Annotated in this window: 23 protein-coding genes; 12 read left to right on the top strand and 11 right to left on the bottom strand. The window is 64.6% G+C overall.

Annotated elements, in window-relative coordinates; translation table 11 throughout:
• Window position 1 precedes the first annotated feature (1 nt).
• The 6 genes from speE to DNA98_RS06660 all read right to left on the bottom strand — a co-directional run bounded on the left by speE (window position 2) and on the right by DNA98_RS06660 (window position 6,072).
• Complete coding sequence (gene speE / locus DNA98_RS06635) at window positions 2-946, bottom strand: polyamine aminopropyltransferase (protein WP_110527970.1); 945 nt, start codon at window positions 944-946, stop codon at window positions 2-4.
• Between the two features lie 59 nt (window positions 947-1,005).
• Complete coding sequence (locus tag DNA98_RS06640) at window positions 1,006-1,398, bottom strand: S-adenosylmethionine decarboxylase family protein (protein ID WP_110527973.1); 393 nt, start codon at window positions 1,396-1,398, stop codon at window positions 1,006-1,008.
• A 48-nt stretch (window positions 1,399-1,446) separates the two neighbouring features.
• Window positions 1,447-1,905, bottom strand: coding sequence for a hypothetical protein (locus DNA98_RS06645; RefSeq protein WP_174720028.1), 459 nt, complete (start codon window positions 1,903-1,905; stop codon window positions 1,447-1,449).
• A 169-nt stretch (window positions 1,906-2,074) separates the two neighbouring features.
• Window positions 2,075-4,879, bottom strand: a complete 2,805-nt coding sequence (locus tag DNA98_RS06650) for a DNA translocase FtsK (RefSeq protein ID WP_110527976.1) — start codon at window positions 4,877-4,879, stop codon at window positions 2,075-2,077.
• Window positions 4,880-4,981: 102 nt separating this feature from the next.
• Window positions 4,982-5,479: an OmpH family outer membrane protein gene (locus DNA98_RS06655; RefSeq protein ID WP_110527979.1), complete on the bottom strand. Its 498-nt coding sequence runs from the start codon at window positions 5,477-5,479 to the stop codon at window positions 4,982-4,984.
• 104 nt (window positions 5,480-5,583) lie between these two features.
• Complete coding sequence (locus tag DNA98_RS06660; protein ID WP_110527982.1) at window positions 5,584-6,072, bottom strand: OmpH family outer membrane protein; 489 nt, start codon at window positions 6,070-6,072, stop codon at window positions 5,584-5,586.
• Between the two features lie 189 nt (window positions 6,073-6,261).
• On the opposite strand from DNA98_RS06660, the gene DNA98_RS06665 reads away from it, so the two are divergent.
• From DNA98_RS06665 to DNA98_RS06675, 3 genes are all read left to right on the top strand, one after another.
• Window positions 6,262-6,705, top strand: coding sequence for a hypothetical protein (locus DNA98_RS06665; RefSeq protein WP_110527985.1), 444 nt, complete (start codon window positions 6,262-6,264; stop codon window positions 6,703-6,705).
• A gap of 292 nt (window positions 6,706-6,997) precedes the next feature.
• On the top strand, window positions 6,998-8,239 hold the full coding sequence (locus DNA98_RS06670; RefSeq protein WP_110527988.1) for a Zn-dependent hydrolase: 1,242 nt from the start codon (window positions 6,998-7,000) through the stop codon (window positions 8,237-8,239).
• Window positions 8,240-8,307: 68 nt separating this feature from the next.
• On the top strand, window positions 8,308-9,492 hold the full coding sequence (locus tag DNA98_RS06675; RefSeq protein WP_158531615.1) for a WD40 repeat domain-containing protein: 1,185 nt from the start codon (window positions 8,308-8,310) through the stop codon (window positions 9,490-9,492).
• 2 nt (window positions 9,493-9,494) lie between these two features.
• Here DNA98_RS06675 and DNA98_RS06680 read toward each other — a convergent pair whose 3' ends face one another.
• Window positions 9,495-9,923 (bottom strand): hypothetical protein, encoded by a 429-nt coding sequence (locus tag DNA98_RS06680; protein WP_110527994.1) that lies wholly within the window; start codon window positions 9,921-9,923, stop codon window positions 9,495-9,497.
• A 130-nt stretch (window positions 9,924-10,053) separates the two neighbouring features.
• Here DNA98_RS06680 and DNA98_RS06685 point away from each other — a divergent pair, with 130 nt between their 5' ends.
• The 5 genes from DNA98_RS06685 (at window position 10,054) to DNA98_RS06705 (ending at window position 16,060) form a co-directional block, all read left to right on the top strand.
• Window positions 10,054-10,764, top strand: coding sequence for a PucR family transcriptional regulator (locus DNA98_RS06685; RefSeq protein WP_110527997.1), 711 nt, complete (start codon window positions 10,054-10,056; stop codon window positions 10,762-10,764).
• Window positions 10,765-11,166: 402 nt separating this feature from the next.
• The gene (locus DNA98_RS06690) at window positions 11,167-12,501 is read left to right on the top strand and encodes an aminotransferase class III-fold pyridoxal phosphate-dependent enzyme (protein WP_110528000.1); all 1,335 of its coding nucleotides are present in this window, start codon (window positions 11,167-11,169) and stop codon (window positions 12,499-12,501) included.
• A 100-nt stretch (window positions 12,502-12,601) separates the two neighbouring features.
• Entirely contained in the window at window positions 12,602-13,027 is a 426-nt protein-coding gene (locus DNA98_RS06695; RefSeq protein WP_233493118.1) for a bacteriohemerythrin, read from the top strand.
• Between the two features lie 71 nt (window positions 13,028-13,098).
• Window positions 13,099-14,616, top strand: a complete 1,518-nt coding sequence (locus DNA98_RS06700; RefSeq protein ID WP_110528003.1) for a CoA-acylating methylmalonate-semialdehyde dehydrogenase — start codon at window positions 13,099-13,101, stop codon at window positions 14,614-14,616.
• Window positions 14,617-14,647: 31 nt separating this feature from the next.
• Entirely contained in the window at window positions 14,648-16,060 is a 1,413-nt protein-coding gene (locus DNA98_RS06705) for a tetratricopeptide repeat protein (protein WP_110528006.1), read from the top strand.
• 14 nt (window positions 16,061-16,074) lie between these two features.
• Here the strand turns inward: DNA98_RS06705 and DNA98_RS06710 are convergent, their stop codons facing one another.
• Window positions 16,075-16,557 carry a hypothetical protein gene (locus DNA98_RS06710; protein WP_110528009.1) on the bottom strand — a complete coding sequence of 161 codons (483 nt, stop codon included), beginning with the start codon at window positions 16,555-16,557 and terminating at the stop codon, window positions 16,075-16,077.
• Between the two features lie 81 nt (window positions 16,558-16,638).
• On the opposite strand from DNA98_RS06710, the gene DNA98_RS06715 reads away from it, so the two are divergent.
• Window positions 16,639-17,709: a quinone-dependent dihydroorotate dehydrogenase gene (locus DNA98_RS06715; protein ID WP_370444436.1), complete on the top strand. Its 1,071-nt coding sequence runs from the start codon at window positions 16,639-16,641 to the stop codon at window positions 17,707-17,709.
• Between the two features lie 10 nt (window positions 17,710-17,719).
• Here the strand turns inward: DNA98_RS06715 and DNA98_RS06720 are convergent, their stop codons facing one another.
• From DNA98_RS06720 to pyrR, 3 genes are read right to left on the bottom strand one after another with little or no spacing between them, the layout of a single operon-like run.
• Window positions 17,720-19,027 carry a dihydroorotase gene (locus DNA98_RS06720; RefSeq protein ID WP_110528015.1) on the bottom strand — a complete coding sequence of 436 codons (1,308 nt, stop codon included), beginning with the start codon at window positions 19,025-19,027 and terminating at the stop codon, window positions 17,720-17,722.
• Between the two features lie 24 nt (window positions 19,028-19,051).
• Entirely contained in the window at window positions 19,052-19,996 is a 945-nt protein-coding gene (locus tag DNA98_RS06725) for an aspartate carbamoyltransferase catalytic subunit (protein WP_110528019.1), read from the bottom strand.
• Window positions 19,997-20,023: 27 nt separating this feature from the next.
• On the bottom strand, window positions 20,024-20,563 hold the full coding sequence (pyrR, locus tag DNA98_RS06730) for a bifunctional pyr operon transcriptional regulator/uracil phosphoribosyltransferase PyrR (RefSeq protein WP_110528021.1): 540 nt from the start codon (window positions 20,561-20,563) through the stop codon (window positions 20,024-20,026).
• Between the two features lie 227 nt (window positions 20,564-20,790).
• Between pyrR and DNA98_RS06735 the strand changes: the two genes are divergently transcribed.
• The 3 genes from DNA98_RS06735 to DNA98_RS06745 are packed head-to-tail and all read left to right on the top strand — an operon-like array spanning window position 20,791 to window position 25,426.
• Complete coding sequence (locus DNA98_RS06735) at window positions 20,791-21,495, top strand: hypothetical protein (protein WP_110528025.1); 705 nt, start codon at window positions 20,791-20,793, stop codon at window positions 21,493-21,495.
• A gap of 35 nt (window positions 21,496-21,530) precedes the next feature.
• A complete protein-coding gene (locus tag DNA98_RS06740; protein ID WP_110528028.1) occupies window positions 21,531-22,691 on the top strand; it encodes an exonuclease SbcCD subunit D in 1,161 nt (386 codons plus the stop codon).
• A gap of 20 nt (window positions 22,692-22,711) precedes the next feature.
• Window positions 22,712-25,426 (top strand): AAA family ATPase, encoded by a 2,715-nt coding sequence (locus DNA98_RS06745; RefSeq protein WP_110528031.1) that lies wholly within the window; start codon window positions 22,712-22,714, stop codon window positions 25,424-25,426.
• Window positions 25,427-25,459: the final 33 nt, after the last annotated feature.

The raw sequence follows: 25,459 nt of genomic DNA on the forward strand, positions 1-25,459 counted from the left end.
TTCAAGGGCGGTAGGGAGCTTGGCGGGCTTCGCCCTCTTCCGTCAGGTAGAACGGTGAGGCGTCGGTGGAAACCATATTCTCCTGCTGGATAGCCTCGAGCAGATCCTTGGGCAGCACAAACATGGCCTCGATGAAGGAGGCGTTGAGGTGGCGCAGCCCTAGCCCGCGCTCGCGGATGCGGGTTTCCAAGATTCCTTCGGAAAAAGCGGCTGGATCGAAAGCGTCAGAGGCCAGAATAAAACCAAAATTGAGGAAGAAGCCAGGGATGTAATTATGGTAGCTGCGGGTGTGACGGAACACCTCACGCACGGTGCGGTGGATGACGGGGTGTTGCTGGTGGTGGGTCAGGAGCAGCATCCCAGCTTGCATGGCGACTACTCCGCCGGGGTTGAGCCGCCGTTTTACCAGCTCGTAAAACTCCACCGTGAAGAGCAGCCGGGCCGGGTTGTCCTCGCCGACAGGGTCATTGAGATCGATGAGGATCACGTCGTAGGTCTCGGGGTGGGCCTCGAGCCAGCCCCGGGCGTCCTGGGTGATCACTGTGGCCCGAGGGTCGTCAAAAGCTCCCTGGTGCCACTCTGGCAACAGGGTCTTGGCCATCTCCACCAGCTCCTGGTCGATGTCGCACATCACCGCGCGCTCGACGGTCTTGTGCTTTAAGACCTCGCGCAGGGTGGCTCCCTCGCCGCCTCCGACGATAAAAACGCTCTTGGGCTCGGGGTGGGCCAGCATCGCCGGGTGTACCAGGGTTTCGTGATAGATATACTCGTCTTTCTCCGTAGACTGTACGTCTTTATCGAGCACCAGGACCTTGCCAAAAGCCCCGGTCTCGAAGATGAAGTAATCCTGAAAGCGGGTTCGCCCCGAAGCCAGCACTTTGTTCATGCGTCGGGAGATAGCCTCAAAGGGAGTGACCTGCTCGAGGTAGTACATTCCGTATTCCATACGCTGCCTCCTGAAAGGTCAGTCGAGCTTGCCTAAAGACCCTCACCCCAGGGTTACCGCTAGGCTTGTTGTCCCTCTTGCGGGTGATGCCGTTTGATCTCGCGCTCGGTGGGGCGCCAATACTCGAACGAAGACTCCTCCCGCGCCCCGAAGGCCCGAGCCAGCCCTCGTAAGACACTTTCGGGGTTCACCCCGGATTGGTAGAAATACAAATCCAACGCTGCCGAGGCGTCGTCCTCGGGCCAGGTATGGATCATGACTGCGGCTACAGGGCTTACCACGGCTGCCGAGAGTCCCTGGGGGTAGAACTTGTACACCACTCCATGCACCGAGGCGGTGGGTGCCCCCAGCTTGACCACCGCGTCCTTGAGAACGGCCTCGACCAGGCGTGGATTTTCTAACACCTCGAGGTTACAGCCATAGATCTCGGCTACCCAGCGGCCTCCAGGCATGCCCTGGGGTATATTTTGCTCGGGGACACCTTCGCCTGCCACAAGCCGTCATCTTACCACAGGACGAGTAGAGGAGGAGCCTGGCCACAGCAGCCCCACCAGGACGAAGCTGCACGCTGCCATCAGGGCGCTTACCCCATCGAGCGGGGCGGTGTCGCCCTGTAACCATCCCAGAGGGGTGAGGAAGGGGAGCCCCAGGCTGCGGGTCAACAGGAAAAGGGCTAGAATCCCGCTGTTGAGCCATACGCCGCTTCGGTACACCCGTGGTACCGCGGGGTTTCGCTCGGCCATCAGACCCAGATCGATCAGAATCAGAAAAAAGGCGAAAGCGATCTGTAAAGCCATGCCCAGGAAGAACAGCTGGGCATAAAGAGCTTGCGCGGAAAAAGGATCGAGTGGCCCCAAAGCCCCGCACAGCCCGCCACCCAGCGGGGTCTTGGCCCAGCCTAAGAGCTGGAGCAGGAAGGGCAGGAAGGAAAGCCCGATGATCCAGTGTCTCGCCCGCATAGGTACATGCTGCGGGATATCTGGGCCCGATGCAAGGGACTTTAATCCGGGTATGCTCGGCATCTTACGCCCTACGGCGTACACGAAACGCCATGCGTCGAACGTCAGAGGCGCGGGGAGCTCGCTTCGAAGAGTACCTGTTGCCGAAGCCCTAAACACCCCCGATGGGCTAACTGGCGTCCCGCCCGAAGTACTCGCCCAGCTGATCCCTGGTGATCAGTACCTCCCGCGGCTTGGAACCCTGGTGGGGGCCGACGATCCCCATGGCCTCGAGGGCATCCACCAACTTCCCTGCGCGAGCGTGCCCCACCGACAGCCGCCGTTGCAGGCGGCTCACCGAGGCATACCCCTCTTCGATCACGATCTCGGCAGCTTTCTTGAGCAGGGGATCGCCAAAGTCCACCTCGCCCGAGGGGCCCCCGCCGTCAGAGCCCAGGTGAGGTGGCCCGTCAAAGTCCGAGCCGTAGCGCTCCCCGAAGGAGTCTTCGAAGCTTTGTGCGCGCAGGAAGTCGGCGATGCGGTGCACCTCGCCTTCGGAGAGGAAGGGCCCTTGCAGACGCACCGGCTTGGGCAACCCCGGCTGGTGGAAGAGCATGTCCCCCTGGCCTACCAGCCGCTCGGCGCCCACCGTATCGAGGATGGTGCGGCTGTCGAAGCCTGAGGAGACCGCGAAGGCCATCCGGGCGGGGATGTTGACCTTGATCAAGGAGGTCAGGATGTCCACCGAGGGGCGCTGGGTGGCCAGGATCAGGTGCATCCCGGTGGCCCGGGCCATCTGGGCCAGGCGCAAGATGGCCTGCTCGACCTCCTTGGGAGCGGTGATCATCAGGTCGGCGAGCTCGTCGATGACGATGACGAGGTAGGGAAGGGCGGGCTCACCTATGGCCTTCATCTTCTCGTTGAACTGCTCGAGGTTGCGCGCCCCCACCTGGCTCATCATCTTGTAGCGCCGCTCCATGTGGGCCACCGCCCCCAACAGCACCCCAGCGGCGTCGGCGGGGTTGGTCACTACGGGGCGGATGAGGTGGGGGATGCCCTCGTAGGGGGTGAGCTCGACCATCTTGGGGTCGATCATCAAGAAGCGCAGCTCGGTGGGTAAGAACTTGAACAGCAGGCTACTGATGAGGGTGTTGATCGCCACCGATTTGCCTGAGCCGGTGGAGCCGGCGATGAGGAGGTGGGGCATCTTGGCCAGGTCGCGCACCCAGATCTCGCCGTCGATGCTCTTGCCCAGCACCAGGGGCAAGCGTTCTCGGCTGCGGGCGAAGTTGGCGTGGCTTATGGCCTCGCTGTAGCGCACCAGCTCGCGTTCGGCGTTGGGCACCTCGAGGCCGATGACGCTTTTGCCGGGGATGGGGGCCTCGATGCGCACCGATCCGGCGGCCAGGGCCCGGGCCAGGTCGTTGGCCAGGTTGGCCACCCGGCTAATCTTCTCGCCGGGGGCAGGCTCGAGCTCGAAGCGGGTGACGGTGGGCCCGCGCGACCAAGCCACTACCCGGGCCTCGATGCCAAAGCTCTTGAGCGTAGCGTCTATGGTGTCGGCCACTCGGCGGGTGGCGGCCTCGAGGGCTTTGGGGTCGTATTTAGGCGGCTCGGGCGGGTCCAGCAACTTGACGTCGGGAAGGGTGAGGGCAGTGGAGGCGGGTTGGGGCGAACCCCGCATGGGGAGGGATTTGCTCGTTTTGGGGGCCAGGGCTGGTTTTACTGGCTGTGTTACCGGCTCTTGCAAAGGGTCTGGGAAGACGATGTCGAGGTCGAGCGGGGAGTCGCCTTCCAGGAGGTTTTGGGGCCCAGGCTCAGGGGGCTTCTTAGGAGCTTCCACCCAGGCGGGGGGCGAGGCGGTGAGGCCCCCCGCCAAGAGGATGCGCAACCCGCCGGGATGGGCCTCCTCGGGGGTACCCTCCAGCCACTCTACCCAGCGTAACCAGGCATCGGTGCGCTCCTCTAGCTCGGGGATCAACCCGTCGAGTTCAGCCCATTGCTCCAGGCGTGCCCGGTGACGCTCCCAAGCAGAAAAAAGCGTTTGTACCTCGAGCTGGCCGCCCAGGGATTTCCCAGCCACCTCGGCGGCTTTGTTCAGGCTGAGGGCCTTTTGCCTCAGGGCAGAGGTTTCCAGCTTGAGGGCTGCTCGGCGCTCCTCCAGCGCCTTGGCTAGCTCTCCGCTCCCGCTCACCGGAGCGGCTAGGGCTTGGGTCAGCCCTTCCAGCCGGGGAAGCAGCGGTCGGGGCTCGGCGTTGATCTGGGCGATGAGTTCTTGGGCCCGCTCGCTCAGGAAGCCCTCCAGCGTGCTCCGATACCCGGCTAGGGTATCCGCGTCGCGGGGGGCCTTGAGGAAGGTTACGAGGTCGCGCTCGAGGGCAGCGATGGCCTTGTGGTCGGGATAGCGCTCGCGGAGGAGGCGGGCCTGCCGCAGTAAGCGGGTGGCCTGTCGGGATAGCCGGTAGGCGCGCCAGACCCGACCTCCGGCCTGGCCACCGCGTCGGATACCCATCGCTACGAGCTTACCAGGGGTCTGGCGCAGCATCAGATCCACCACCCCCGTCAGCAGCAGCAGCGGTACCAATAGCCCCGCCGCCCCCAGGTGTTGGCGTAGCCATTCCAGCGTGACCCGGCCCAGCTCGCCGCCCAAGCCGGGCTTAAGCGCGGTGAAGAGCGGGGTAGTTACCAGCGCCCCCAACAGGACCAGCCCTGCCCAGAAGAAGAAGGTCCGCACCGGCTTGCCCAGCACGGCCAGCAAACCCCAACCCACCAAGATAGGGGGGAGCAAGTACGACGCCACCCCAACATGGCCATAGAGCAAGTGGCGCACCCAGGCCCCCAGATCACCCACCAAAGCGGCGGGGGCGTACAGATAAAACCCCAGAAAAACGGCCAAGCCGAAGAGGAATAGGGCCAGCGCCTCGAGGTCGCGATGGCGGCTGGTGGGGTCAGCTTCACCCCGCCTGTCTTTGGCTTTGGGCTTCGGCTTAGCCATCGGCTAAATTCTAGCATGCAGTATGTTGTGGGTCATACACATAGATAGTAGTGTGTGTATTTGGCCCGGCGCGCCCGAGGAGGGCAAGCCGCCCGCTTCAGTTCACTTGATGGCCTTGACGGCCTTGATGACCCCGTCGGTCACGTCGAGGGAGTCGTCGCCGTAGAGCACCAGCCCGCTGCTCGCCGCCACCTGCCGGTTCAGGATGATCCCGAAGCCTTGGGCTTTGGCAAATCTGGCGATTTCCGCGTCTATTTGCTTGGTGATGGGCTCGAGGGCTTTGGCCTGACGCTCGGCCCACTTCTGGCTAGCCTGCTGGTAGGCGTTGCGCAGGGTCTGGAAGTTCTGCTGTTCCTTGGCGGTGGCGCTCCCGGCCTGGATCTTTGGCTGCAATGCCTTGAGCTGGTCCTCCAGGGGTCTTAGCTCTTTTTGGGCCTGTTCGATCACGGCCTGGATCTCTTTGTAGCGAGGGTGGGCTTGCACCACCTTTTGCGAATCCATGAACCCCACCTTGAGCACCGGTTGATGCTGGGCTACCAGGGGGGAGGCGACCAGCACAAAACCGAGCCAAACGGGGACGAAGCGCAAGAATCCTTTCATGGGGGCACTTTAGCGAGCTCCGCTTAAGGGCCGGTGAGAGGTTGGTCTGCTCCACGAAAAACGGCGGCGGAACTAGGCCCGCGCCGTTTTGGAAAGTAAAGTTTTTATTTGAGCGCGTTGATGATCTCGTCGGTCACGTCGAGGGAGTCGTCGCCGTAGAGCACCAGCCCGCTGCTGGAGGCTACCCGCCGGTCCAAGATGATCCCAAAACCTTGGGCGCGGGCGAACTTGTCGATTTGTACGTCAATTTCTTTGGTGATGGGCTCGAGGGCTTTGGCTCGGCGCTCGTTCCATTTCTGGCTGGCTTGCTGGTAGGCGTTGCGCAGGGTCTGGAAGTCCTGCTGTTCCTTGGCGGTGGCGGTCCCGGCCTGGATCTTTTGCTGCAGCGGGACGAGCTGATCGGTGAGGGGTTTGAGCTCCTTGTTGGCTTGATCGAGCACGGCCTGGACTTCCTTGTAGCGTGGATGGGCCTGAATGACCTTTTCCGAGTCAAGGAAGCCGACCCGCAGCACCGGGCGGTTTTGGGCGACCAAGGGGGTTGCAGCGATCATGACGCCGAGAAGGATGGGGATAAACCATGCCAAACGTTTCATCACCGACACTGTATATGCCCTGCCTTAGCGAAGCGTGAGAGGGCGTCGCTGGCGGTTGGGCTGTCTTGAAAGTTCTATGAGAGCAAGGCCAACCAAGGTCTACTTGGCCTTATGGCCCGGGCTCGGATAGACTAGGCCCGCGGTGGCTGGGAAAGCTGCTGCCCAGCTAAGATGCAGGAGGAATACGTCATGAAGAGAATCTGGCTTTTCTTGGTCTTGCTAGCCCTCATTGCTCCTAGCGCGTTGGCGCAGCGAGCTTTTCAGTTTAGGATATCGGTCCCTGCGCCGACGCTGGGCTTGGGGCTCGAGGCTGATCTGCAGCGCAATTTGGTGGCGCAGCTTTACGGGGACATCGTGCTGCGCAGTAACGTAGGCTTTCTATTGGGAGGAAACCTCCTCTTCAAGCCGGATCTGGGCCAGTTTGACCGGGACCTGCGGGGGATCAGCCCGTACGTAGGGGGAGGGCTTGGCGCGCTGCTCTCGAGCGGCGGGGTGGACTTCGGGATCAACCTCGACTTGGGGATCGAGTTCGCCATAGACCGTAGTACGGGGATTTTTATAGGAGGCGAAAACCTCTTCTCTTTCAACGGCGGCTCCTACGGGCGGCTCATCTTCGGGGCCTCGTTCCGCTAAAACGAGCTCCCCGCACATTCTGCGTTCGACATGCGGCGTATGGCGTGGGACGTGAGGTCAGCCCAGGGTTCCAACGATCAAGTCGCCGGCATACGAGCTCGGGTTTGAGGTGGTTGTCGTGTTCGTAGGGCGGCCTCGAGGCCGCCCTCGGCTTTGGGGCCCCTGGCATTTTTGCCCATGCCGGGTGTAGAACTTTGGTGAGTCCCTGAGGGTCTGGCTCGAGTGGAATGGGCGGTGGTGGGTCGGCTCCGCTCAGGCTTCGAGCGCTCCAGGGGGATACGGAGGTATACGCATGAGTCTGAACCCACAGCGCACCATCGCCGAACTCAAGGAACTCCGCGCCCTCACCAGCGACGAGAACGGGGCCCAGCGGGTAGCCTGGACGGATACTTGGCTCAAGGCGCGGGAGTGGTTCAGGTCAAAGCTCGAGGGGTTGCCGGTAGAGTTCCATCAGGATGCCGCCGGGAACAACTGGGTCACGCTAAGGGGGGAGAGCGAGCAGGCTCTCTTGATGGGTGGCCACCTCGACAGCGTGCCGAACGGCGGCTGGCTAGACGGCTGCCTCAATGTGCTGGCCGCGCTCGAGGTCCTGCGCCGCATCGCCGAGGAGTACGGGGGTAGACCCCCCGTCACCGTGCGCCTGGTGGACTGGGCCGACGAGGAGGGGGCCCGCTTTGGGCGCAGCCTTTTGGGTTCGTCAGCCTTCGCCGGCACCCACACCATCGAGGCCGACCGGGGCCGCACCGACCGCGAGGGGGTGCGGCTCGAGGATGCCCTGAGGCGCTGCGGCGTGGAGATCGACCGCTTTCCCGAAGCGGCCCAGGAGCAAAAGAACGCAGCGGCCTACCTCGAGCTGCACATCGAACAGGGGCCGGTGCTGGAGAGATTGGGGCTGCCCCTAGGGGTGGTGCTGGGGACCAAAGGGGTCGAGCGCCACCAGATCACCTTCTACGGCCAGGAAGCGCACTCCGGCTCCACCCCCATGACCGCGCGGAAGGACGCGCTGGCGGCGGCGGCCAAGCTGGCCTTGGAGATCCGCCCCATCGCCATGAAACACCCCGATGCAGTCTGTACCATGGGCTCGGTCAAGACCTATCCCGGTATCGTCACGGCGGTGGTGGGGCGCTGCGAGTGCACCCTCGACCAGCGCGACCTCGACGCGAACGTCCTGGCCCAGATGCTGGCCGAGGCTCGCGAGGCCAGCGAGCGCTTTGCCAAAGAGGAAAACTGCACCGTGGAGTGGAGCCGTATCTGGAACATCGAACCCATCCCCTTCCATCCGCACCTCATCGAGCTTTGCGACGAGGCCATCCGCGAAGTGGCGGGCGTCTCCCACCGGCTACCCTCCGGGCCGCTGCACGATGCGGCGGAGGTGGCCCGCGCAGGGATTCCCACGGTGATGATGTTCGTCCAGTCCCTCTACGGGATCAGCCACAACAAGATCGAGGACACCAAGGAGGAGCACCTCGAGCTCGCCGTGCGGGCCTTCGACCGGCTGGCCAGTAAGACGATGCAATGGATGTTGAACGGCTAGGACGCGCCGCATACATCCTACGGTGCATATGCACCGCGGAAACCCGGATCGCTTGGCAGACTAGGGGTATGAGCAGGCGTTACCTATGGGCGGCGCTTCTGTGGGGTTTTGGGGCCTTGGCCCAAGGAGGAACCAGCCTCGAGATCCGGTGCCTCTTTCAAGGAGCTTCGTTGGAGGCCGCCCCCATTCTCCTCAACGGGATCCAAGTGGGAACCTGCCCCCAGGTAACTCTGCCCATGCCCTCGGGCAAAAGTAAGATTAGCATCCGAGCGAGCCAGAACGACGGTACCTTTTTGCAGTACGAGCGCAGCTTTCAAGGACCCATTCCCTCTCCCCTCGAGGCTACTCTCGAGCGCTTCGACCCTAGGGTTACCTTAAGCCTCAACACCAAAGCCCCCGGCCTTTATGACAGCGCCATCGCCCCCGATAACCGCTGGCTAGCGGTGGGTGGAAGCGACGGGCTTCTACGCTTGTGGGACTTGGGGGCGGCCCGGGAGGTGCGCGTTTTCAAGGGGCACACCAAGTATATTCGCTCTGTGGCCTATAGCCCCGACGGCAAATGGATTGCCAGCGGTTCGGGAGACGCCACTGTACGGTTGTGGGATGCAGTCAGCGGCAAAGAGCTCAAGAACTTCAAACTGGCCAAAAGCGTGTGGGCGGTGACCTTCGACACCTCGGGCAAACACCTGTTGGTGATTCAGCTGGGGGGCGAGGCCATGTTGCTGGACGTCGCCAGCGGGAAGCCCCTAAAGAGGTGGCAGACCTCGAGCTTCCTGTTCTCTACGGCGTTTTCTCCCTCGGGCCGCACCCTGGTGGTGGGGCGATCCAACGGCGGGGTGGAGTTTTGGGACTTGGCCAACACCCGCCTGGTCAATCAGCTACAGCTCGGCGGAGGGCCGGTCTACGCCATGGCCTTTAGCCCCGACAGCCGCTTTTTAGCGGCTGGCCGGGATAGCGGAGAGGTGATGATCTACGACCTGCTGACACCCGGCGGAGCCCAGCTCGTCGCCACCCTAACAGGGCATACGGATGCGGTGAGCAGCTTAGCCTACAGCCCTGACGGCCGGTGGCTAGCCTCCGGCAGCGCCGACCGTACCGTGCGGCTTTGGGAGCTGGCGCCAGGCGAGGCCCCCAGGCTCAACCGAGTCTGGGTGGGGCATACCGCCACCCTCAACAGCGTGTACTTCCGCAAGAACCTGCTCTACACCACGAGCAATTCCGGCAACATCCTGATATGGGCATTGCCCCAGTAGGATCACTGCCCTGCTTCCACCGCGGCCGCCTGGGCTGCCCAGCGCTCGGCTTCGGCGGGGTCGTTGCGCTGTTTGGCGTAAAAGGCCAGCTGACGCGCCGCTTGGGCAGCCGCCGTGCGCGCGGCGCTATCCCACTCGCCCCCCTTGCTGCGGTAGTCGCTCCAGGCGTTCCAGGCCCGAATGGAGAACTTGGTCTCGCCGTACAGCTCCGCCAGCAAGCGCAAGGCTGCGAGGTTGCCAGGCTCCTTGGCCACCAGGGCCTCGGCCTTTTCCACCGCCGCCTTCCAGGGGGCCAGGTCGAAGAAGCCATTGGGGTAGACCTTGCGGGCCTCTTCTCTAGCCTGCTGCACTTCTTGCAACGTCTGGGCCGAACCGAGACTGAGGACTCCCAGGGTTATCGGGACTGCCAAGCGAATCCAGAGCTTTTTCATCTTGGGCCTCCTAATCGACCTGTAGGGAAAACATCGTTCCCTTGGGAATCATACCGTAGGACCGGCTCCTCCATGTGAGGTACCCCTCAGCAGGGGCTTTTTGCGATAGACTGCGGGCGCACATCGGTTTATGAGCCTGCCTACCCTGCGTCAGATCCTCGAGCTGCCCGCCTTCGCTGGGGCGGAACTCCTGTCGGGCCATTCCCGCCTCGACCAGCTCATCACCTGGGTTCACGTCGCGGAAGTCATGGACGCTTGGCGCTTTTTGTCGGGCGGGGAACTGCTGCTTTCCACGGGGCTGGAGCTGGCTCGAGCCACCCCGGAAGCCCAGGTCACCTACCTGCGCGCGCTGGCCCAGGCCGGGGCGCACGGCTTGGCGTTGGAACTGGTGCAGTGGATGCGGGAGGTGCCCGCCGAACTGCTACAAACGGCGCGGCTGCTCGAGTTCCCCATCTTGGTCTTCCGGAAGGAGGTCCGCTTCGCCGACCTCACCCGCGCCGCCCACGAGCGCATCCTGCGCCCGCATGGGGCGGGGGAAGAGGAGCCCTTGCTCGAGTCCCTCCTGGACGCTTTGATCGAAACGGGCCGGAGCCAGGGCTTCCTCCGGCGCCAGCTCGGCCCCATCCTCTCCCTGCCCAGCCGCCCGCGTTCGACGCTGCTCTCGACGCTCGAGGCCCTGCTGGCTTCGCAGTTCAACATCGCCGAAACGGCCCGGCGGCTTGGGGTGCGGCGGCAGAGCATCTACTACCGCCTGGAGCAGCTAAAGGGCATGTTGGGCGACCTCGACAGCACCGAGCGTCGGCTGGGGCTGTGGGTGGCGCTCGAGCTGCTCAAGCGGTAATCTTGGCTTCGCCGGCTTAGAATGTAGGGAATCTACCCCTAGGTGTACGAGCTTTGCTCGTCCTGACAGGGAATCTACCTCCGGGTGTACGGAGCTTGCTCCGTCCCGAAAGGAATCTACCTCTGGGTGTACCGGCCCTGCCGGTCCCGACAGGGGATCGTCCTCCGGGTGTACGGGCACCGCCCGTCCCGAGACGCTTCCTTCGCCGCCGGTAGGCGGGGTAGGGAATCTACCCCCGCGTTTAGGGTAAGACGTACGACGTACGACGTAAGTCGCGTTTAGCGTACGACGTACGACCTAAGTCGCGGGCGTACCAGACCCCCCGGCTTTTACACACTGTCCATTGCATCCTTTCACCTAGCGGGGCTACCATTGGGGGAACCAAGGCACAGGAGGTCTTTGATGGAACGCCCCTCGTCGGAAATCATCCAGGAGAACCGCGACTACACCCTCTTCTCCTGGTCGGTGCAGAGTCAGGCCAACCCCATCCACATGACGCACGCCCAGGGGGTGTGGTTCTGGGACGGCGACGGCAACAAGTGGCTCGACTTCAGCTCCCAGCTCATCAACATCAACGTGGGGCACCAGCACCCCAAGGTACTCGAGGCCATCAAGCGCCAGGTGGATGAACTTTGCTTCGCCGGGCCTTCCTTCGCCACCGAGCCGCGCGGGAAGCTGGGCAAGAAGCTGGCCGAGGTCACCGGGTTGGCCAAGAGCTTCTTCACCCTGGGCGGGGCCGAGGCCAACGAGAACGCCATGAAGATCGCCCGGCTTTTCACCGGGCGCGACAAGATCATCACCCGCTACCGCTCCTACCATGGGGCCACCATGGGCGCCATGACCGCTTCCGGCGATCCCCGCCGCTGGCCGGTGGAGCCCGGCATCCCCGGCATCGTGCGGGTCTTCGACCCCTACTGCTACCGCTGCCCTTTTGGCAAGACCCCCGATAGCTGCAAGCGCGAGTGCGTGAGCCACATCGAAGAGGTCATCCAGATGGAAGGCCCGCACACCATCGCGGCGATCATGGTAGAGGGCATTACCGGCTCCAACGGCCTTCTGGTTCCGCCAGACGATTACTACCCCAAGCTGCGCGCCCTGTGCGATAAGTACGGCCTCCTGCTCATCACCGACGAGGTGATGTCGGGCTTCGGGCGCACGGGAAAGTGGCTCTCCACCCAGCACTACGGCATCAAGCCCGACATCGTGACCTGCGCCAAGGGCCTCACCAGCGGCTACATGCCCTTAGGGGCGGTGATCGTGAGCCAGCCCATCGCCGATTACTTCGAGAACAACATGCTCTGGGGCGGCCTGACCTACTCGGGCCACCCGGTCTCCTGCGCGGCGGCGGTGGCCAACCTCTCGGTGTATGAGGAGGAGCACCTCTTCGAGAACACCGAGGTGCAGGGGCGCTACCTCGCCGAGCGGCTCGAGGCCATGAAGCGCAAGTACGCTTGCGTGGGCGATGTGCGCTACAAGGGACTGTTCAGCGTGCTCGAGCTCGTGCGCGACAAGGCCACCAAGGAGCCCTTAGCCCCCTGGGGCGGGACTAGCCCCGAGATGCAAAAGCTGGCCGGATACCTCAAGTCCAAGCACGTCTACGCCTTCAGCCGCTTCAACATGCTGTGGGTCTGCCCGCCCTTGGTCATCACCCGAGAGGAGCTGAAGTACGGCCTGGACATCTACGAGGAGGCCTTGGCCTTGGTGGACCAGACGTTGGGAGCGGTAGCCGCCGATTGATCCGCCAAACCGGTGCGGATTCGTCTAGCGCGCGGTTTTGGCGGTCGGTCCTGGGGGACATTCCTCCCAGGCTTTTTTTGCACACTTGCTCGTGGAGGGGGTGGAAATCGTGGCGATTGAGTGGAGCCCCAGCTATGAAACGGGCGAGATGCGCATCGACAGGCAGCACCGCACCTTGTTTGATCGGGTGAACCGCCTCGAGCGCATGCTCGAGGCGGGTGAGGTATTGGATCAAGATGAGGTGGAGAATCTTTTGATCTTTTTGGAAAGCTACATAAACACCCACTTTGCCTATGAAGAGCTGTGTATGACGCTACGGGGATGCCCCATAGCCCGAAAGAATAAGGAAGCCCACGACAAACTTCTGGCGTTCTATAACGACTTCGCTCAACGTTATGCCGCGCGCGGAAAAGCCGACGTGGCGATGCTGCGGGAGCTGCATGAAGTGCTGAGCAAGTGGTTGGTGGGGCATGTGTGCAATATAGATGTGCGCTTGCGTAACCACGTTCCCGCCGGGGGGTTGTAGCCGCATGGACACACTGTCCATTGCACTGCTTCGGCCCAGGTTCTACCATAAGGCATCTTTGGGAGGTCGAAATGGCAGTTCGGGAACCTGAGGTGGGCATCAAGCGCGTGTCACACTGGATCGGCGGAAAAGTCGTGGAGGGCAGCTCCGGGCGCAGCGGGGTGGTGTGGAACCCGGCTACCGGGGTCCAGCAGGCCACGGTGGACTTCGCCAGCGTGGAGGAGGTGGACCAGGCGGTGGCCGTGGCCAAGGGGGCCTTCAAGGGCTGGCGGCAGACCCCCCTCTCCCGGCGGGCCGAGATCATGTTCAAGTTCCGCGAGCTCATCGACGCTAACCGTCGCAAGATCGCCGAACTCATCACCCTCGAGCACGGCAAGACCCTCCCCGACGCCCTGGGCGAGGTAGCCCGGGGGCTGGAGAACGTCGAGTTCGCCTGCGGCATCCCCAACCTGCTCAAAGGGGGCTTCTCCGAGCAGGTCAGCCGTGGGGTGGACGTCTACCAGATCCGCCAGCCGCTGGGCGTGGTGGCGGGCATCACCCCCTTCAACTTCCCCGCCATGGTGCCGATGTGGATGTTTGCCAACGCCATCGCCTGCGGCAACACCTTCGTGCTCAAGCCCTCCGAGAAAGACCCCTCGGCCAGCTTGTACCTGGCCGAGCTGCTCCAGCAAGCAGGTCTGCCCGACGGCGTGTTCAACGTGATTCAGGGCGATAAAGTGGCCGTAGATCGCCTCCTCGAGCACCCCGACGTCAAGGCCATCAGTTTCGTAGGCTCGACCCCCATCGCCAAGTACATCTACGAGACCGGCACCAAGCACGGCAAGCGCGTGCAGGCCCTGGGCGGGGCGAAGAACCACATGGTGGTGCTCCCCGACGCCGACATCGAGATGGCCGCCGACGCTGCCGTCTCGGCGGCCTATGGCTCGGCGGGCGAGCGCTGCATGGCCATCAGCGTGGTGGTGGCGGTGGGCGAGGTGGCCGACCCGCTCATCGAGGCCATCAAAGAGCGCATGCCCAAGATCAAGGTGGGGCCGGGGCTCGAGGAGGGCAGCGAGATGGGACCCCTCATCACCAAGGAGCACCGCGACAGGGTGGCCTCCTACGTGGAGAACGCCCCCCAGGAAGGGGCCACGGTGGTGGTAGATGGCCGCGAAGATCCGGTGAGCGAGCGCGAAGGCTTCTTCCTGGGCACCTCGCTCCTCGACAACGTCAAGCCGGGCATGAAGTGCTACGATGAGGAGATCTTCGGCCCCGTGCTGAGCGTGGTGCGGGTCAAGACCTACGAGGAGGCCCTCAAGCTGGTCAACGAGCACCCCTACGGCAACGGCACCGCCATCTTCACCCGCGACGGCGGCGCGGCCCGCCAGTTCCAGTTCGACGTCGAAGCAGGCATGGTGGGCATCAACGTGCCCATTCCGGTGCCGGTGGCCTACTACAGCTTCGGCGGCTGGAAGGCCAGCCTCTTCGGCGACCTGCACATGTACGGCCCCGAAGGCGTGCAGTTCTACACCCGCGCCAAGGTGGTCACCAGCCGCTGGCCCGATCCCAGCACCTCCAAGGTGGACCTGGGCTTCCCGCAGGTGCGGTAGAGTTCAGCCCGCGCGGATGTGAGGGGTTGCTATGTCCCTGGTCGATAGTGCGGGCAACCCCGTGACCGCTGCTGATCCTGCGGCTTTGGGGTATTTTGACCAGGCCCTCGATGACTTCTTGCATTTCCGCGGGGACCTGGTGGGAGACATCGAGCGCTCCATTCAAGCCGACCCCGAATTTGCCCTGGGCTATGCCTGTAAGGGTTATGTCGGCGTGCTGGGTACCGAACCCGCCGATGCCGCCGCCGCCAAGGCGGTGCTGGCGGCCTACCTAGCCCGCGCCGACCTTTCCCGGCTGAGCGAGCGCGAGCGGATGCACCTGCGGGCGGCTTGGACCCTGCTCGAGGGCGACTTTCACCGGGCCGGGCAGCTTTTGGCCGAGATCTCGCTGGCGTATCCTCGCGATACCCTGGCCCTGGCGGTGGGTCACCAGATTGACTTCTTCACCGGGAACGCCGAGATGCTGCGGGACCGGCTGGCTGGGGTAATGTATGCCTGGACCCCCGAGGATCGCCATTACCCCAACCTGCTGGGGATGCTCTCCTTTGGCCTCGAGGAGACCGGGCATTACCAGCGGGCCGAGGAGGTGGGCCTGGAAGCGGTGGAGCGCAACCCCAAGGACGTGTGGGGCATCCACGCGGTGACCCACACCTACGAGATGCAAGGGCGCTTCGCCCAGGGGATGCGCTTTATGGACCAGCGCCGCGAGGACTGGGCCAGCGGCAACTACTTCATCCTGCACAACTGGTGGCACTATGCCCTCTACGCCCTCGAGGCCGGGGAGGAGGAGCGAGCCTTGGCGATCCACGACACGGTACTGCTCACCGCCGATAATGCCGGGGTGGCGCTGTCCCTACTGGACGCCACCGCGTTATGTTGGCGGCTTTACCTCGAGGGCCACGACCTGCGCCCCCGGTTCGCGGACCAGGCCGAGCGTTGGAAGCGCAAGGTAGAACCGGCTTTTTACGCCTTCAACGATATGCATATGGTCATGGCCTTCGTGGGGGCGGGGCTCGAGAGGGAGGCCGAGGAACTCATCACCAGCCGGGAACGCTGGCTCCAGACCCATCCCCCTGAGCACGTCAGCAACGTGCGGATGACCCGCGAGATCGGGCTGCCGGTGTGCCGGGCTATCCTGGCCTTTGGACGCGGCCAGTACCGCCGGGTAGTAGAGCTTCTGTACCCCATCCGCCGCCGGCTGCACGAGTTCGGCGGCAGCCACGCCCAGCGCGATGCAGTGCTGCGGACTCTGCTCGAGGCCGCTATCCGCGGGGGGGAGTATGCGCTGTCCCAGGCCCTCCTCGGCGAGCGGATCAGCGTCAAACCGCGCAGCCCCTACAACTGGCTCAAACAGGCCCAGCTGCTCGAGCGGGTCGGAGAGAGCGCCAAAGCCGAACTGGCCCGCAAAAACGCAGCCCGCCAGCGCTTAGGTAGCGTTGGTTAGGTGGTGGGGAGGCCTTAAAACACCGCTACCTTGGCGACCATGTTGCGGAACTGGAGGGTTCCTCCGGCGAGTTGGCCGCTCTTGAGGCGCACCCCCAGGTAAAGCTCCCCTTTATTCACCCCCGAGGTAAGCTCGCTGCCTTGCCAGGTAAAGGGCTGGGTGGCCCCGCTCGAGAAGTTGACCTGGCCGATGCTCTCGAGGTTGGGGCTGTTGGCCGGGCAGGTGTAAACTCCGCTGAACGCAGTTCCGCAAGGAGGCTGGTCGGCGGCGTAGAACTCAAGCGTCACGTCCTGCTGCTGGTAGGTGACGTTGCCCACGATCTCGATGCTCTTGAGGGCCACCCCGGGCCGCTGGTCGAGCTGGGCTCGTTGCAGGACGACCGTACTGGTGCCGACTAAGGCGACTTTGGTATCGTAATCCTTGATCGAAGTGCTGAAGGGGAGAGCCGTACAAGCCGCCAGCAATCCTAAAAGGGGCACGACGAAAAGACGCTTCACGCTGCCCAGTCTAGCGGGTATGGCGGTGGCGGGGGAGTCAGCCCCCACAAACGCGGTATCATGCGCCGGATGTACGCACGGATAAGACCCTGGCTCTTCCGCCAAGACCCCGAGACCATCCACGAACGGGTCATGCACCTCCTGGCCTTTGCGGCGGGGGGGCGGCCCCGGCTCGAGCTGCTGTCGGCGTTGTTTGGCGTGCGAGATGAGCGGCTCAAGGTGAGGTTGTGGGGGCTCGAGTTCCCTAACCCCATCGGCTTGGCGGCGGGTTTCGATAAAAACGCCCTGGCCGTTCCCGCCTGGCCCGCTTTGGGCTTCGGCTACGTCGAGATCGGCAGCGTGACGGCCTTGGCCCAGCCGGGGAACCCCAAGCCCCGGCTTTTCCGGCTTCCCCAGGACCAGGCCCTCGTCAACCGCATGGGCTTCAACAACGACGGCGCGGAGGTGATTGCGGCCCGGCTCGAGCGCTGGCAGCAGATCCACGGCAAGGTGCCGGTTCCCTTGGGGATCAACCTGGGGAAATCGAAGCTCACCCCGCTCGAGGAGGCCTCCGCCGACTACCTCAAAAGCCTGGGGCGGCTCTGGCCCTATGGCGATTACTTCGCGATCAACGTGAGCTCGCCCAACACGCCGGGGCTGCGGCAGCTGCAGGAGCGGGAGCGGCTGGAGGAGCTGCTGGGGGCGGTGATGGGGTTTGCCCGCGCCCAGCCGGAAGCCAAGCCGGTCTTGCTCAAGATCGCCCCCGACCTGTCCTGGGAGCAGGTAGACGAGATCCTCGAGCTGGCCGAGCGCTACGGGCTCTCCGGCCTCATCGCCACCAACACCACCGTGGCCCGAGCTGGCCTGAAAACTCCCCTTGACGAGGCCGGCGGGTTGTCCGGTAGGCCGCTCAGGGCGCGCTCCCTGGAGGTCTTGCGGTATCTGCGCCGACAGCTCCAAGACCGCCTCCCGATCATCTCGGTGGGCGGGATCTTTACCGCAGAGGACGTGCTCGAGCGCTTGCAAGCGGGGGCCTCGTTGGTCCAGGTATACACCGGATTCGTCTACGAAGGCCCGTTCATGCTCAGGAAGCTGAACCGGGGGCTGCTCGAGCACCTCGAGCGGTTAGGCCTGCAGGGCGTCGAAGATCTGCGCCGATCCTCCAGCCCATGAGGGCGAAAAATCAGGCCCCTACCGTAAGGCTCGGATGGACGAAGACCTCGCGTCCTTCCACCAGGGTCATCACCGGCCAACCGGAGAGCCGCCACCCCGCCCAGGGGCTGAACTTGGCCTTGGAGGCGAAATGGGTCGGGTCCACCGCCCGCTCGCTGTTGGGATCGAGAAGGGTCAGGCTGGCCTCGTGGCCCTCCTCGAGGCGAATTGGCCTGAAGCCCAGTACCCGCCGCGGCCCGTCGGTGAAGCGCTCGATCAGGGTGGCTAGAGGGAAGCCCTGTTTGAGGCAAAGCTCGGTGTAGAGGAGCGGGAATGCCACCTCGAGGCTGGGAATCCCGAAGGGGGCCCGCAGCAAATCCTGTTCCTTCTCGGCCTGGGTGTGAGGGGCGTGGTCGGTGCCGATGCAGTCAATCGAGCCCTCCAGCAAACCTCGGATGAGCGCTTCGCGGTCGGTTTGGGTACGCAAGGGCGGGGCGACTTTGTACACCGGGTCGAGGCTTTCCAGCCGCTCGTCGGTGAGGGTGAGGTGGTGCGGCGCGACCTCGGCGGTGACGGGCAGGCCCCGGGCCCTGGCCCGGCGGATAAGTTCCAGACCTCGAGCGGTGGATAGGTGCTGGATATGCAGCCGGGCGTCCTGCGCCGGGCGCTCCAACACGTAGCTTAGGATCTCCAGATCCCGCGCGATCCTGGCTGCTTCCGCCGCGGCTGGGTTTCCGGGCAAACCCAAGCGGAACGATACCGGCCCCTCGTTCATCACCCCACCCCGGCGCAGGCCGGCGTCCTCCGCGTGCACCGCGACCGGCAAGCCCCAGGAGGCCGCGTAGGTAAGACCCAAGGCCAGCACCCCGGCGTCTTCATTGGTCTTGCCGTCGTCGGTGAGCATGACCGCCCCGGCTTCCTTGAGCAGCTTGGCTTCGGTGAGGAGCTTGCCCTCTTGCCCTTGGGTGAGGGCGGCGGCGGGATGGAGCCGGGCCTGGCCGATCTGGCGGGCCTTTTTGATGAGGGCTGCCACGACCTCAGGCTGATCTACCGGGGGCGTGGTGTTGGGCATCGAGACCACGTCGGTGTAGCCGCCTCGGGCGGCGGCGGTGAGGCCGGTCTCGAGGTTTTCTTTTACCTCCTGCCCCGGTTCGCGCAGGTGGGCGTGGGGATCGAAAAAGCCAGGGCAGAGGATGAGCCCGCCGGCATCGAGGGTGCGCTGGGCATTTCCACCGTCCAGCGCCAGGATCTTGCCTTCACCAATCAATACGTCGGCTGGGCCGCGCTCGCCGGAGGCGTCCACCAGCCGGACGTTTTTGAGGAGGATTTCGCCTTGCACGAATGCTCCTTTCGAAAAAACTGGCTAAGCGCCTTTTCTCCCCACCAGCAGGTGGTACAGCACCGCCATCCGCACCGCCTGGCCGTTGGCCACCTGGCGTTCGATGAGGCTTTGGGCAGCCTCGGCTAGGGTGCCCTCGAGCTCCACGTCGCGGTTCATCGGGCCGGGGTGGAGGAGGAGGGCTCCCGGCTTGGCCCATCCCAGGCGTTCTTGGGTGATCTGATAGCCGGCGACGTACTCAGGCTCGCTGGGCAGGAGCCCCTTGTCCATCCGCTCTCGCTGTAGCCGCAGGGCCATCACCGCGTCGGCATCCTGGAGGGCTTGGCGGAGGTGGGTGGTCATCGTGACGTTGGGAAGCCCGCCGGGCAGCAGGGTCGCCGGGCCACATAGCCAGACCTCGGCCCCCAGCATGGGCAGCAACTCGGCGCCCGAGCGGGCCACGCGGGAGTGCAGGATGTCCCCCACGATGGCGATCTTCTTGCCCTCGAGGGAACCTAAGCGCTCGAGCAGGCTAAAGGCATCCAAGAGCGCCTGGGTGGGGTGGGCCCGCCAACCGTCCCCGGCGTTGATGATGGGTTTTCCCAACCACCGGGCGGCCTGGTGAGGCATCCCGGCGGCGTCGCTGCGGATCACGTAGGCGTCAATGCCCATCGCGTCCAGGGTGAGCAGGGTATCCTTGTAGGACTCTCCTTTGGCCAAGGAGGAGGTGGCGGCACTGAAGGAGAGCACATCGGCGGACATCCTCCGGGCGGCCAGCTCGAAGGAAAGCCGGGTGCGCGTAGAATTCTCGAAAAAGACCGTGGCTACGGTGAACCCGGTGAGGGCGGGAACCTTCTTGACCGGCCTCGAGAGCACCTCTTGCATCAGCTTGGCCGTTTCAAAGAGGTCTTCGATGTGCTTGCGATTCCAGCCTTGGAAGTCGAGCAGATGTTTGGGGAAGGCGGCTTGCTGGGTCAGCTCAGCGATCATGGCTCCTCCTGGGGGTAGAGGGGTGAGCTACGGTCGCTCCCATAGCTCCACCCCGTCCTCTCCGTCGGTCTCGCTGATCTTGACCTTGACCAGCTCGCTTTTGCTGGTGGGCAGGTTTTTGCCCACGAAGTCCGCCCGGATGGGCAACTCGCGGTGTCCTCGGTCTACCATGACCGCCAGGTAGATGCGCTGGGGGCGGCCCAGATCCACCAGGGCGTCGAGGGCCGCCCGCACCGTGCGCCCGGTGTAGATCACGTCGTCTACCAGCACGACGGAGCGCCCGGCGACGTCAAAGGGAATGCGGGTTTCGCGCACCTTGGGCTGGATGCCGATCTCGGAGAGGTCGTCGCGGTAGAGGGTGATGTCCAGCACCCCCACCGGGATCTCCACCCCTTCAAAGGTTTCGATGATCTCGGCGATGCGCTGGGCCATGGGGATGCCGCGGGTGTGGATGCCCACCAGCGCCAATCCCTCGGTACCCTTGTTCTTCTCTACGATCTCGTGAGCGATGCGGGTGAGGGCCCGCCGCACGTCGTCCGGGGTCATGATCTGGGCCTTGAGGGTCATGGGCACCTCCGGCTAAAGACTCTGGCCTGCGGCAAAAAAAAGGCGCCCGAAGGCGTACTAAACCTCGAGCTGTGCGGATAAAGCTCCATTTTCCTCCCTTCCCGGCCTCGCGGGGCCGGACTTAAAGGTCTACCCAAGATACGCCCCGCCCAACCGGCCGTCAAGCTTTGCCCCCGTCAAGATTAAGGTTTTGCTCATGTTCGCCGGGCCGCGCTTTGGGGCAGAATGTGAGAAGGGCACCCATACCCTTTGGAGGTTTTGGTCTGCTGCTCGTCAACGGACACCCGGTCATCCACGGGCTTCTCAAGATCCCCCGGGTACGGCGTCCGGTGGCCGAGTTTTACCTCCCCGCCTCCGGCCAGGGCCGCCGCCCGGTACGGCTAGGGGAGTCGGTGAGTGTGGACCTCGAGTTCGGCCCGGAGTTTCTCATGCACGTATTCTTCGCCGAGGCTACGGGCGAAGGGTACCGGGTGCGGTTGGTGGGGGGAACCGGCGGCCTCTCCCGCGTCATCCCCGCCAAGGTCTACGAGAACGTGCGGGCTTCGAGGGTGGTCCTGGAGATCCTAGCCGAGGTAGGCGAGGGGGCCGGGGAGATCAGCCTCTCTGAGCCGCTGCGGCGCTGGGTGCGTGGGGCTGGTCCTGCCTACCAGGCCCTCGAGGCCTTGGTGCTGGCCCTCGACTGCGACTGGCGCATGCTTCCCGGGGGAGAGGTGTGGGTGGGGAAAGAGCAGTGGCCGCGTTACGAACGGGTGGTAAAGGTCGCCCGGGCCTCCCCCCAGAGCGGGCGCTATACCTTTCCGCTCGAGCCCGAGCTCCTCCCCGGTACCTTGTTGATGGGCCAGTACCGGGGGATGGAGGGGGTGTTGGGGCGGGTGGAGCAGGTCATCCACCGGATTGGCGAGGAGCCCTACACGGAGGTGCTCTGCTCCTGATGCCCAGGTTGGGCGGGGCCGAATAGAATGGACCCATGCGCATTCTGCACACCGCAGACTGGCACCTGGGCAAGCTGCTCAAAGGAACCGACCGCACCCCGGAGATCGCAGCGGCGCTGGAGGAGCTGGTATCGCTGGTTCGTTCCGAACGGGTGGAGCTGGTGCTGGTGGCGGGCGACCTCTTCGACCGGCCTCAGGTCTCCGCCGAGGCGGAGGCGGCGGCGTTTGGCTTTTTTCACAGGCTGCACGAACTCCAGGTTCCGGCCTGGGTGATCGCGGGGAACCACGACCCCCGGGAGCGGCTCGAGGCCCTCGCCCCGCTGCTTGCCTTGGCGGGGACTACGGTGCGGGGGGAGGTGCGGCTCTCCGGCCAGGGGGGGGTAGTCTGCTTCCCGGGTGGTCAAGCCGCGTTGCTTCCCTTTCTCTCCGAGCGCCGATTGGTCAAGGCCCAGATGCTTCTGGAGGGGGAGGGAACCCAGTGGAAAGGGATCTACGCCGACGGGATGCGCCGGGTGGTGGACAACCTCTGCGCCGGGATGAACGCCGCGGGCGTGAAGCTGATCATGGGTCACCTCACCGTGGAGGGCTCGCGGCTGGGGGGTGGGGAGTTTCAGTTTTACTGTAGCAATAGCTACGCGGTCTCGCCCAGCATCTTTCCTACCAGCCTGAGCTATGTGGCCTTGGGGCATATCCATCGCCAGCAGCAGGTTTCGGAAGCCCCGGTGGCCTGGTATCCGGGTTCGCTGGTGCAGCTCGACTTCGGGGAAGGGGAAAACGCCCCACGAGGAGCCCTCCTCATCGAGGTTGAACCGGGGACCCCGCCCAGGGTTCACCCCGTTGAGGCCCGCTGGGGCAAGCCCCTCAAGACCTTCCGCATCAAACTGGAACACCTCGAGCGCCGCCTGGACGAGCTGGCCACCTGGGGGGGCTACGCCAAGCTGGTGCTGGAAGGCCGGGGCAACGCGGCTTTGCGCGAGCGGCTGTTCAAGGAGTTTCCAGGGCTGCTCGAGGTCGAGTTCCACACCCCGGAATCCGCAGCCACCCCCCCGGTCGCGCCGATGCCAGAGGAACTCGACTGGGCCGATACCTACACCAGCTACGTCCGCGACACCTATGGCGGCGAGCCCGACGAAGCCCTGCTCTCGGCGTTTCGCCAGGTTTATGAGGAAGTCCACGCTGCCGAAGCGGCGATCTGACCGCTTTCCAAAGGAGATCCATGCGACCTCTCCGACTCCGTGTAGAAGGCTTTGGGGCTTACCTCGAGCCGCAGGAAATCCTCTTTGACGAGGTGGAACTATTCGCCATCACCGGCCCCACCGGCTCGGGCAAAAGTACCCTTTTGGACGCGATCACCTACGCCCTCTACAAGCAGACCCCGCGCATCGGGGCCAAGGGATTTTCCGAACTCAGGCATCCCGGCGCGGCCCATACCCGGGTCGAGCTCGAGTTCGGCGTGGCCGAGCAGGTCTGGCGGGTGGTGCGGGTGCTGGGCAAGGACAACCAGCACCGGCTCGAGTACCTCCAGGATGGGACTTGGCGGGTGCACCTTTCCTCTGAGAAGGCCAAGACCTTAGATGCCCAGATCGCCCATCTGCTCGGCATGGACTACGACACCTTCACCCGTGCCATTTTGCTGCCGCAGGGCCAGTTCGACCTCTTTTTACGCGGGGCAGCCAAGGACCGCCGCGAGACCCTGATCAAGCTCTACGGCCTGGAGCGCCTCAAGGCGATGCGCGAGCGGGTGGGCGAGCACCTGCGGGAGGCTCGGGAAAGGCTGAAGCTGCTGGAAGGAGAGCTTCTGGCTCTAGAAGAGGCCGAGGAAGGTCGGCTCGAGGCCTTGCGCGAAGAGATCGAAAAGCTCAGGCGCGAAGAGGGCTCCCTCGAGGCCCAGGTGGCCCAGGCCGAGCGCGACCTAAAGCGGCGTGAGGAACTGGCCCAGAAGTTCGAGGAGTGGGAGCGCATGCAGCGCACCCTGAAGCGCCTGGAGGTCGAAGCGACGGATCTTGCTCAGTTCAAGCTCCGGCTCGAGCGGGCCCAAGCCGCGGAGCGGGTGTTGCCCCAGGTGGAAGCCTTCGAGGCTGCCCAGCGCGAGGCCCACCAAGCGAGAACTCACGCCGATCGGGCACGCTCCGAGGCTGAGCGCTTGCAGGCCGAACTCAGCCGCCTCGAGGCCGGCTACGACCTGGCCGCGCTCGAGGCGGCCAAGGCCGAACTGGCCCGGCTCCCGCTGCTCGAGGCGTGGGAAAAATCGCTCATGCGCCACGGCGGAAACCTGAACCTCCGGCATCCTGCCCCCCTATCTTTCGATGAAGACCGGCTCAAAGCGATAGGAGAAGCCGAGCGCGCCTGGGGGGAGGTGGAAAAGCTCGAGGGGCGGCTGGCTCAACTCGAGGGTGAGCTCGCCCAAGAGCAAGCCCGTCTGCGCAGACGCCAAGCGGAGCGGGACGGGCTCGAGCGGGAGCTGGAGCGCCTCAAGGCCTTGGGACAGGAGGCGGCCAAGGTTCACGAGGCCGCCAAGGCAGCCTTCGAAGCGGCGCAGCAAAAGGCCGGGGTGCTGCTCCACCGGCACCTGCTTCGCGCGGGAGAGCCCTGCCCGTTGTGTGCGCAGCCGGTGGCGGCGCTCCCCCCCGAGGCCCCCCTTCCGGATCTGGAGGGGTTGCGGCTCGAGCTAGCCCGTACCGACCAGCAGTTGCAAGAGCTGCGCGGCGCTTACCAGGAGAAGCGCGGCTCGCTCAAGGCCCTTAGCGAGAGCCTGCCCGAGGAAGCGCAGCGGCTCGCGGCCCGCCAGCAGGAGCGGGACAAGTTGGCGGGGGAAGTGCAGCAGCTCAAAGCCGGGCTCTTCGGTTCGCCGGAGTCGCTCGCGGAGGAACGGGTGCGGATGCTGGCCGGGTTGGCCGCCCAACTCCGGGCCGCGACCGGCGGGGAGGCGGTAGGCCGCTTCAAAGCCGCGTTGCAGAAGAAGGCCTCCGACCTCGAGGCCACCAGAAGCCGCCTGGAAGAGGCCGAGCAGCGCCTGGCCGAAGCCCAGCGCAAACACCTGGCCGCCGAGGAGGCCGCCAAAGCCGCCGAAAGCGGGCTGGCTCGGCTTGAGCAAAGCCTCTCGATCTCGCTGCGAAACGCCGGGTTTACCGGTCCTGACGAGGTACGTAAAGCCCAGCTGAGCCCGGCGGAGCGTGACTCGCTAACCCAGCGCATCGAGAGCCACCAGAAGGACAAAGAATACGCGACCAAGCGGCTCGAGGTGCTCACTGCCGAACTCATCGGGCAGCCGCTGGTGGGGCCGGAGGCGGTGCGGGAGGCGAAGGGCAGGCTGGACGAGCTGCGCGCGCGGGCCAAGGAGGTCCACGGGCGGCGGGTGGGGCTCGAGGGCGATCTGGATCGGCTGGAAGGGCAGCTCAAGCGCAAACGCGAGATCCAAGGCGAACAGGCCAAGCTAAGCCAATCCGTAGATCTATGGGAACGCTTGGCCCGGGACCTGCAAGGTGACCGCTTTCAGGATTATCTGCTCGAGCGCTACCAGACCGGGCTCTTGCAGCGGGCCACCGAGCTGATGGGCGAACTCTCCGGCGGGCGTTACCGCTTCTGCTTGGATGGGGGGGAGTACGCGGTGGAAGACCGCTGGATACATGCCGTCCGCCCGGTGCGCACCCTCTCCGGCGGGGAGAGCTTTTTGGCCTCGTTGTCGCTGGCGTTGTCGCTCTCGGAACACCTCTCGCGGGGTAGGATCGGGGCGCTATTCCTCGATGAAGGCTTTGGAACGCTGGACGCCGAGACGTTGGAACAAGTAGCCGGGGTTTTAGAAGCCTTGCCCACCCGAGGCCGCCTGGTGGGGATCGTCACCCATGTCGAAGCCCTAGCCGAGCGGCTCCCGGCCCGGTTGGTGGTGGACAAGCACCCTTCGGGGAGTCGGTTGCGCTGGCTCGAGCGTTAAGCCACCCCTCGCTTTGCTCGGCGAAAATACGCC

The organism is Meiothermus sp. Pnk-1 (genome assembly GCF_003226535.1).
GTDB lineage: Bacteria > Deinococcota > Deinococci > Deinococcales > Thermaceae > Allomeiothermus.

Coding starts and splice junctions, on each gene's coding strand:
- DNA98_RS06670 (WP_110527988.1), top strand. CDS start 6,998: ATGAGTCTGAACCCACAGCGCACCATCGCCGAACTCAAGGAACTCCGC.
- speE (WP_110527970.1), bottom strand. CDS start 946: ATGGAATACGGAATGTACTACCTCGAGCAGGTCACTCCCTTTGAGGCT.
- DNA98_RS06665 (WP_110527985.1), top strand. CDS start 6,262: ATGAAGAGAATCTGGCTTTTCTTGGTCTTGCTAGCCCTCATTGCTCCT.
- DNA98_RS06640 (WP_110527973.1), bottom strand. CDS start 1,398: ATGCCTGGAGGCCGCTGGGTAGCCGAGATCTATGGCTGTAACCTCGAG.
- DNA98_RS06680 (WP_110527994.1), bottom strand. CDS start 9,923: ATGAAAAAGCTCTGGATTCGCTTGGCAGTCCCGATAACCCTGGGAGTC.
- DNA98_RS06650 (WP_110527976.1), bottom strand. CDS start 4,879: ATGGCTAAGCCGAAGCCCAAAGCCAAAGACAGGCGGGGTGAAGCTGAC.
- DNA98_RS06740 (WP_110528028.1), top strand. CDS start 21,531: ATGCGCATTCTGCACACCGCAGACTGGCACCTGGGCAAGCTGCTCAAA.
- pyrR (WP_110528021.1), bottom strand. CDS start 20,563: ATGACCCTCAAGGCCCAGATCATGACCCCGGACGACGTGCGGCGGGCC.
- DNA98_RS06745 (WP_110528031.1), top strand. CDS start 22,712: ATGCGACCTCTCCGACTCCGTGTAGAAGGCTTTGGGGCTTACCTCGAG.
- DNA98_RS06700 (WP_110528003.1), top strand. CDS start 13,099: ATGGCAGTTCGGGAACCTGAGGTGGGCATCAAGCGCGTGTCACACTGG.
- DNA98_RS06705 (WP_110528006.1), top strand. CDS start 14,648: ATGTCCCTGGTCGATAGTGCGGGCAACCCCGTGACCGCTGCTGATCCT.
- DNA98_RS06675 (WP_158531615.1), top strand. CDS start 8,308: ATGAGCAGGCGTTACCTATGGGCGGCGCTTCTGTGGGGTTTTGGGGCC.
- DNA98_RS06660 (WP_110527982.1), bottom strand. CDS start 6,072: ATGAAACGTTTGGCATGGTTTATCCCCATCCTTCTCGGCGTCATGATC.
- DNA98_RS06685 (WP_110527997.1), top strand. CDS start 10,054: ATGAGCCTGCCTACCCTGCGTCAGATCCTCGAGCTGCCCGCCTTCGCT.
- DNA98_RS06690 (WP_110528000.1), top strand. CDS start 11,167: ATGGAACGCCCCTCGTCGGAAATCATCCAGGAGAACCGCGACTACACC.
- DNA98_RS06725 (WP_110528019.1), bottom strand. CDS start 19,996: ATGATCGCTGAGCTGACCCAGCAAGCCGCCTTCCCCAAACATCTGCTC.
- DNA98_RS06655 (WP_110527979.1), bottom strand. CDS start 5,479: ATGAAAGGATTCTTGCGCTTCGTCCCCGTTTGGCTCGGTTTTGTGCTG.
- DNA98_RS06645 (WP_174720028.1), bottom strand. CDS start 1,905: ATGCGGGCGAGACACTGGATCATCGGGCTTTCCTTCCTGCCCTTCCTG.